At 63.1% G+C, this 8,783-nt stretch carries 3 protein-coding genes; all 3 read right to left on the bottom strand.

Features of this window, described 5'->3' with window-relative positions; translation table 11 throughout:
• The coding region (locus tag HEP69_RS23380) for a calcium-binding protein (protein WP_290560930.1) at positions 1–1,850 on the bottom strand (1,850 nt) is incomplete at its 3' end.
• 158 nt (positions 1,851–2,008) lie between these two features.
• Positions 2,009–6,058, bottom strand: a complete 4,050-nt coding sequence (locus tag HEP69_RS23375; RefSeq protein ID WP_290560929.1) for an Ig-like domain-containing protein — start codon at positions 6,056–6,058, stop codon at positions 2,009–2,011.
• Between the two features lie 164 nt (positions 6,059–6,222).
• On the bottom strand, positions 6,223–8,783 hold a 2,561-nt coding region (locus tag HEP69_RS23370), incomplete at its 5' end, for an Ig-like domain-containing protein (RefSeq protein ID WP_290560928.1).

Raw genomic sequence — 8,783 nt, 5'->3', positions numbered from 1 at the left:
GGACAGGCCAAGAGGGCAAACCCCCCGCCGCCGATTTGGGGGTTGATCCCAGCCCCGCCCCCGCCACCGACCAGGGCCCAGGGCGTTTCGCCCCGGAAATTGACAAACGCCTCCTGCACATCGTCATCGCCCGAGCGTTCCCCCGCCGGTGTCGCGGTATGGGCGAACCGGACCACGAAATCCGACGCGCGGGCGCCTGTGCCGCCGAAAACCAGAACGTCGCCCTCGGCGGCGGTGTAATCCTGCAGCCAGTCCGAGCCGTGCCCGGCGGCGGCGGCATGGAAGAACCGGTCCGCCCCCGCGCCGCCATTGATCCGGTCGAAGCCGAACCCGCCATTGACGAAATCGTCGCCGTCGCCGCCGAACACCAGATCGGAAAAGGCCGAGCCGGTGATCACGTCATTGCCGTTCTGGCCAAAGAGCTCGTCCGCGCCGAACCCCCCGGCAATCGTGTCGTTGCCGTCCTGGCCGTAAACCAGATCGTTGCCATAGCCTGCGTCAATCAGATCATTGCCCGCACCGCCGAAGATGGTGTCGCGGCGGTCGGCTTCGGTCTCGCCCCCGGTGATCGTGTCGTCGCCCGCGCCGCCATTGATCGTATCGGTGCCGTCGCCCGCGTTCAGGATGTCATCGCCCGCCAGCCCGCGCAGCGTGTCGTTTCCCGCCAGCGCGTTGATCGTGTCATTGCCCTGGGTGCCGTCCAGGACATCGTCGCCCGGTGTCCCGGTGATCGGGCCGGTCTCGGTGACCTCGGCCGCCGTCAGCCTGTAGCCGCCCACCAGCGACGAGGCCGAGGCGCTGACCTCAAGATAGAACCGCCCCGTTGTCATGGCGGCATATGTCAGCGTGCCATCGGCCGGGGTCTCGATATTGCCGGTCTCGGCCAGAAACCCGCCGCTCGGATCCAGCAGCCGCAGCCGGGGCAGGGCGTCGCCTTCGGCCTCGGTGATGGCCAGGCTCAGATCATAGTTTTGGCCCGCGACCAGATCGATGGCCACCCAATCGGTATCGCCCAGAAACTCATAGGCCCCGTCATAGCGCTCGCCCACCGCCAGGCTGGCGGTGGTGGCGGCGCTGGCGGCGACCTCGTCGATCAGCTCCAGCGTATAGCCGCCCAGATAGCTGCCGGTGCCGACCTCGGCTTCGATAAAGAAGGTGCCGTCCGCGCCCGGATCATAGCTGAGGATCACCAGGCCCGAGCCGAATGTGGTGCCGCGATCCACGGTCGCGCCGGTCGCATCGCGCAGTTCCAGCGCCAGCCGGTCGTCGGCGCCGATCTCGTCGGTGGGGCGCAGCAGATAGGTATAGGACGCCCCCGCCATCAGGTCGCTGGAAAACCAGTCGCGGTCCAGCTCGATATCGATCGCATCGGTTTCGGTGGCGCCAACCGCGAGGGTGCCCCGGGTGTTCAGCGACTGGCCGATATCGAGCTGGACGCTCAGCTGATAGTCGAAAGTGGCGGTGCCCTGAACCGACAGGTAATGCTTGCCCGGCGCGCCGCCGGTGAAATCGACATTATAGATGAACCGCGCCACATCGCCCGCGGCGGCAGCGTCCTCTGCGCGCGGAAAGGCCAGATCGGGGCGGATCAGGTCCAGTTTCATCCCTTCGGCGGGGGGCGTGTCGCGGCTGTGCCGAAGCCAGACGATGTAATCGAACCCCGTCTCCAGCGTGATCGCGATCCAATCCTCGTCAGTGGCGCTGTCGATGCTGCCGGAGAAGGATCCGCCAGGGGTCAGCAGGTAAGAGGTACTGTCATTGGCTGGCGCATCGGTGGTTTCAGATACGGCTGTGCCCGGGGGGTCGGTTCCGGGATCCCTGCCATCCGATCCGGGTGTGCCCAATACCATGTCTTGTCTCCTGCCTGTCCGATCAGCGCCCCGCATAGTGGCCGCGTGGGAAAGATAACAAACTGTTACCGGAACGGGGACTCAAAAACCCCCGCAACCGGAGCGTCGGGCCGATTTCAGCCCGGGGGCTGTGCGGCCCCGGGCACCGGCCGGACGCGTCAGACCGGTACGATATCCTCGACCGGGGACAGCCGGATATCGTCCAGCACAATAAAGCTGTCGTCATCGGCGGTGATCCGGAACGCCTGGATGTCATCGAACGCGGTCCGGTCGGTGTTGGGCACATCCGCATCATCGGAAAAGCCCGCATCGTTGAAATCCAGCCCCTCGGCCACGGTGGCGGCATCGGCGTCAAAGACGAATGTGTCCACCTCGATGATATTCAGCGCATAGTTGCTGAATGAGCTGGTGCCAAACGGCGTTTCTGTCACCTCATAGCGATAGGTGGTCAGCGTGACCTTGGACGTGCCATCGCCCGTGACATTCAGCGACAGACCGTCCAGATTGAAATCGGTATCCGGATCCACACCGAAGATTGTCTCCAGCGCCTCTTCGGGCGAGAGGCCCCCGATGGACAAGGAGGCCCGCTCGACCGCGTCCGGGTCGAGTGTGCCGCCCTCGGCGCGCAGGATCGCGGTATTGTCCACCACGGTTTGTGTGGTCGGCACATTCCGGTCATCAACCAGGATAAAGCCATCGGGCCCTGTCGCGGGTTGGCCGAATTCATCCAGCACGACCGTGCTGCCGGGCACGCCCTGCACCGGACTGCTGTCAATGTTCAGATAGGGGGTGCCGGTATCGGGATTGATGATATCGACGAGAGCCAGCGGCACTTCGGTGTTGGTTCCTATCACCAGCACATTGTCGCCCGACGGCGTGGTCTGGCCGCTGGCGATACCCGCGGGGCCGCCGCCGCGGGCACCGCCCAGCTCGTCGGTTTCGAACACATTTGCCGGTCCCTGGAAGAAATAGCCCTGATAGATGACAGTCATGACTTCCTCGCCAAGGCTGTCCACGCCAATTGGAATGGACGCTCCTGTCTCATCCGCGAACACCTCGAAGTCCAAAACCACCGCCGCAGGCACGGGATCGGTACCGGGGTCGTCCAGCGGATCGACATAGGTGGTGCCCACCTGACCTGCCACCGTTTCGATCCCATCGGTCACGGTGAAGTCCAGGGTGCCGTTGCTGACGGCGCCATCGGCCAACAGGGCATCGAGAGCCGACAGATCGATGGTGACGACATCACCGACGCGGGTGATCGCGCTGGGGTTGACCACAACGTCACCGTCATCGCCACCCAGTGTCAGATCGCCGACGGTGATGGTCAGCGTGTCGTCTCCGTCCGGATCCGACACCAGCGCGCCCAGATCGATTGTCTGGGTGCCGGGGCCCGATGCATCGACGATCACCTCGCTCAGGCTGCTGTTGGCCACTTCGGGTGCAAAGTTATCGGGCGTATCGCCGGTCAGGTTCAGCGTGATGATATTGCTGTCTGACAAAGAGCCGCTGTCCTGCACCGTAAAGTTCAGTGACAGCGTGACCTCTTCCCCCTCGATCAGGTAGGATCCCGATCCTTCACTCAACGTGCGCTCGAAGGCCTGGCCTTGCAAAAAGAATTGCGTCGGGTCGATCAGGATCTGACCGGTCTCATTGAGCGAGAAGTCCACAGGCCGATTGGCAGACCCCCGGATTGTGCCGGTCAACGCGCTGAGCGTCAGCGTGTCGCCCTCATCGGGGTCGATGCCCAGATCGGCCAGATCGATTGTGATCAGCTCGGCCTCATCCGCGGTCACGGTCAGTGCCGTGGCAACAGGCGGCGCATTGGGCGGCGGTGGCACCACGACCTCATCCGCGCCGTTGATGGTCAGCGTCACCGTGCCGGTGGCGGTGTCATTGCCGACCTCGCCACTGTCGTCGGTGACGGTATAGCTGAACGTGGTCATCGCGCTTTCGCCGGTATCCAGACCCAGAAGTTCGGGATCGATCACGATCAGGCCGTTGTCGCCCGTTATCGTGTCATCCTGCACCGAGAACGGGATCGGGTCGCCCGCGCGATCCGCCGCGATCAGCGAGAAATTCAGCCCGTCGCCATCCAGTTCGGTGACGTAATCGCTCAGATTGATGGTGATCTGTCCGTCATCTTCCTCGGCCACAACCGTGCCGGGGGAGGTGCTGGGCGCATCGTTGACCGGGGTGACATCGATAGTAGCGCGACCCAGGGCGCTGCCGCCATTGCCGTCGCTGACGACATATTCGAAAAACGCCGATCCAAAGAAATCCTGGCTCGGGGTGAACCGCACCTGACCGTCATTGGTCAGCGCCGCCGTGCCGCCGCTTTGCGCCCCGAACCCGGAGACAAAGAGCGGGGCGTCGCCATCGATATCGGTGTCATTGGCCAGAACGTCGACAACGACCGATCCGTCTTCGGCCACCACGATGCCGGTATCGTTATTGGCGGTCGGATTGTCATTGACCGGGGTGACCGTAACCCCGACAAGCCCGGTGGCGGTGCCGCCATTGCCGTCCGAGATCTCATAGGTGATCTGATCACGCCCATTGAAATTGAGATCGGGCACATATGTCAGCGTGCCGTCGGTCTCGATCGTGACCTCGCCATTGGGGGCCGTGGCCGATGTGACGGTCAGCTCGTCGCCCTCGTCGATATCGCTGTCATTGGCCAGAACGTTGATATTGACCTCACCGTCTTCGGCGACCGTGGCGGTATCGCTGACGGTCTCGGGGTCGTCATTGACCGCAGTGACGGTGACCGTGACGCTGGCGGTATCGGTATCGCTGGTTTCGGTCCCGTTCCACAAGGTATAGGTGATCGTGTCGATCCCGTTGAAATTCCCGTTGGGTGTGTAACTCAACTGGCCGTCCGGCCGGATGTTGACCTCGCCATTTGCGGCGCTGGCGTCGCGCACGGACAGCGGCTCGCCGCCGTCGCTGACATCGTTGTCCAGCACGTTGATGACCACGGTGCCATCTTCGGCCATCGTGGCAACATCGTCATTGGCCGTCAGCGGGTCATTGACCCCGACGACGGTGATATCAAAGCTGAACTGCGTGGTCAGTGCCTCACGCTCGGGCGGCGCGGTCCAGCCCAGCCCACCGGGCGTACTGACCGGCGGTATGATGATGTCGGTTGCCTCTACAGTGATGGTAAAGACAAGGGTTTCGCCCGCGCGCAGCTCTTCTTGATTGATCGGATCGAAGGAAAACTCCCCCGTAAGCGCGCTTCCGAACAAAGGCGTCAGCTCGGTCAAACTCACGTCGCCGGCACTGCCGCCGCTTTCCGCAAGAGAAACCGCACCAATCGTGTCACCGTCGAAATCATAGACTTCGAATGTAACCTGGATGGGGGTGTCTTCATCCACAATGACATCCTGAGCCACGATGAACGGCGCATTGTTCACCCCGTCCAGACGCAGAATATAATCGGCAAAGCGGATCTCTTCGAAATCCTCCAACTCATCCGTGCCCTCGTCCAGGGTGCCGCTATCGCCGCCATCATCGGGAGCACCGGGCTCGGAGGGGGTGCCGGGGCCTTCGCCACCGTCGCTGTCGACAGGAGGCAGGCTTAACCCGACAACCGGCCCCACCACCGATGGTGCGGGAGGCTGAAGCATGTTGTGGGACATATCCACGATATTGAACTCGTCACCGTCGACGCGGATCAGGTCATATTCCAGGATCGATCCCTTGTAGACGGCCGTGTCGAACCCGCTGTCACCATCCAGCTCGTCATCGCCGGGGCCGCCCATGATAAGGTCGTCCCCCGCGCCGCCATCGATATTGTCGCCAAACACGGAACCGATGATCCGGTCGTCGCCGGCAAAACCGTCGACCTGCACCGGCTGGGGCGACTCGGAAAAATCCTGGATGTCATCGTCCTGGGTGAATCGCGACTGCTGCACAGCGGCCAGCGAGGGATCGAACGGGGCGGGCTCGGGGGCTTCGAACCCGTTCGCAAAGGCATCATTGACCCAGGTAAATCGGGTCTCTTCCTCGGGGTCGGGATCCGCGACATCGGGGTCACGGAGCGGGGGCGGCACAAACGACTCGTCAATTGGACCCTCCTCGGGATCCGGGCGGACGAGACCGGCGTCGCCTTCTGTGCCGGAGGGGGGCAGGATTGGTGGGATAACATCATCCCCACGGCCATCATCATCGGTAAAAGCGGCGGGGGGATCAAATGCAGTCATCAATATACCTTTCCACTACACAGCCTTTCTATGCGACCAGATGCGCCTGACAAAGGGGCGAATGCTCAAAATTCAGAAAAGAGGCGGTTCAGACGCTGTTCATGCGCAGATGCACTACCCCAAGAACGGGGCCCCGCGCTCCAGAGGCAGCATATATGCCCGGATCAGAGAGTGATCAGAATATCGTCCAAAACGATCAAGCTGCTGTCGTTGGTGGTAAAGGAAACGGCATAGATATTGTCGAACCCGGCTCCATTGTCGTTGGGGACATCGCCGTCATCGGCAAACCCGGGATCTTCGAAATCCAGCATCTCGGCACCAGTGGCGGCATCGGCGTCAAAGAGGAAACTGTCCACAACCTCGACACTGAAGAAATAGTTGCTGAACGCGGACCCCGTGAGGGGCTCTTCGCGCACCGACAGGGCATAGGTGGTGAGCGTCACCTCTGAGGGGCCATCGCCGGTGACGTTCAAAGACAGCCCATCCAGGCTGAACAATCCGGGATCCTCGATGCCGAAAAGCGTCAACGCCTCCGCCTGCGACAGCCCCGCGGTGCTGAAGCGCGGACCCTCTTCGGGTCGGTCCAGCTCCGCGGTGGCCCCTTCGGCAAAAAGCGTCAGCTGCTTGTCTTCGACCGCCTGGGTCACCGGATCGCCGTTACGATCCAGCACGGGCACACCGAACTCATCCAGCACCGGCTCCTGAACAAAGCTGGGCCCGCCCAACAGAACATTGTCGCCGCCCGCCGTGGTCTGACCGCTTGCAATGCCCGCAGGGCCAGTGCCGTCACGCCCGCCAGAGCCGCTCAGCTCATCGGTTTCGATCACGCTGGCCGTGCCTTGGAAGAAAAAGCCCTGGTAAGGCGTGAAGACCGCGCTGGCGCCGAGATCGTCGCCCGAGCCGATCGGGATCGTCGCATCGATAGAATCCGAGAAAGGCTCGAAATCCAGGACCGTCTGTGTCGGAGGCGGCGGGGTATCGAACGGATCGACAAAGTTCAGAACGATCTGGGCGCTGGCGCTGTCGATGCCATCGCTGACGCTGTAGCTGAGCGAGCCCAGCACCTCTTGGCCGTCGCTCAGACCGATATCGGCCAGGGTGATGGAGAGGATCTTGGTGCCCGGGTCATAGCTGAACGGGGCGGTGGGCACGCCACCGCCATCGTCGCCGCCACCGCTCTCGCCCAGGATCAGATCGCCAAAGGTGACCACCAGACCGGAATCCGGGGTCTCGGCATCCGAAATCAGCGTGTTCATGTCCAGCGTGTAGGTCGGCATGCCCGGGTCATCGACGATGACCTCCGGTGGCGGCGTGGTGTCGAACGGGTTGCTTCTGTCGGGCACGTTGATCGCCACCGGGGGGGTGTTGCCCGCCCCCGGCGTGTCGCCGGTCAGGGTCAGGGTGATCACGTTGGTGTCGCTTTCGCCAAGCGCGTCCTGGATGGCAAAGGACAGGCTCAGAACCGCCTCTTCGCCTTCGGACAGGAAATTATCGGTCGACACGCCCGGGATCGGCTCAACACTGCCGCCCTGTGCAAAGAAGATCGTGGGATCGATCAGAAGCTGGCTGTCGGTCAGCGCAAAGGCCACGGCCAGGCTGAGTGTCGGAGAGAACACGCGTTCCAGCGAGGTGATCGTCAGCGTGTCGCCCGTATCGGGATCGGTGGCCAGTGTCGTCAGGTCGATCGCGATCAGCCCGCCTGCCTCATCCGCGGCCACGGCCACGGCACTGGCGGTGGGGGCGGTGTTGACGGGGGGCGGATCCTCGGCCCCGGTGACGGTGACCTGGATCCGGCCCTCGGCGCTGTCATTGGCCGCGCCGCTGTCATCGGTCACGGTATAGGTGAAGTCGGTGAACAGGGTATCGCCCTCGGCCACGCCCAGGGCGGCGGCGTCGATCTCGACCACCGATCCGGTCGCCGTGAACGGGATCGCGGTCGCCCCGGCGGCCAGCGCGATGTTGGAAATCGTGAGCACATCGCCGGGATCGATATCATCGACGAAATCGGCCAGATCAATCTGGAACACCCCGTCTTCTTCGGTGCGATTGATCTGGGCGGGTGTGGCGGTGGGCGCGTCATTGACGGGGGCCACGGTGATATCCACGATACTGGAGGCGGTGCCGCCCTTGCCATCCGAGATGGTATATTGGAACGTGGACGGCCCGAAATAATCGGCGGTGGGCGTAAAGGTCACCGTGTTGTCGGCCTCGATCACCAGGGTACCATTGAGGCCGCTGCCTTCCAGCGCGCTGACCCCGGTCACCGTCAGCGTATCGCCATCCACATCCAGATCATTGGCCAGCACCGCGATATTGACCGAACTGTCCTCGTCCACCAAGGCGGTATCGGGATTGGCCACGGGTCCATCCTGCTGCGCGGTCACGGTGACCGAAACCGTGCTGGAGGCAGTGCCGCCCTTGCCGTCGGAGATGTCATAGCTGATCGTGTCCGGGCCGAAATAATCCGGATCGGGGATATAGGTCAGCGAATAATCGTTTTCGATCTGCACCGTCCCGTTCAGCGCCGAGGCGGAGGTCACCATCAGCATGTCGCCATCCACATCGGTGTCATTGGCCAGCACGTTGATATTGACCGAGCTGTCCTCGTCCACCAAGGCGGTGTCGGGATTGGCGACGGGCGCGGGTTGACCTCGTTCACCGTGGACCGAAACCGGTGCGGGGGGGTGCGCGCCTTGCCCCGCGGGGAGGCACAAGACGAACGGGG

It is taken from the genome of Aestuariivita sp., from assembly GCF_021404545.1.
GTDB lineage: Bacteria > Pseudomonadota > Alphaproteobacteria > Rhodobacterales > Rhodobacteraceae > Aestuariivita.
This window is presented reverse-complemented; position numbering and strand designations above follow the sequence as displayed.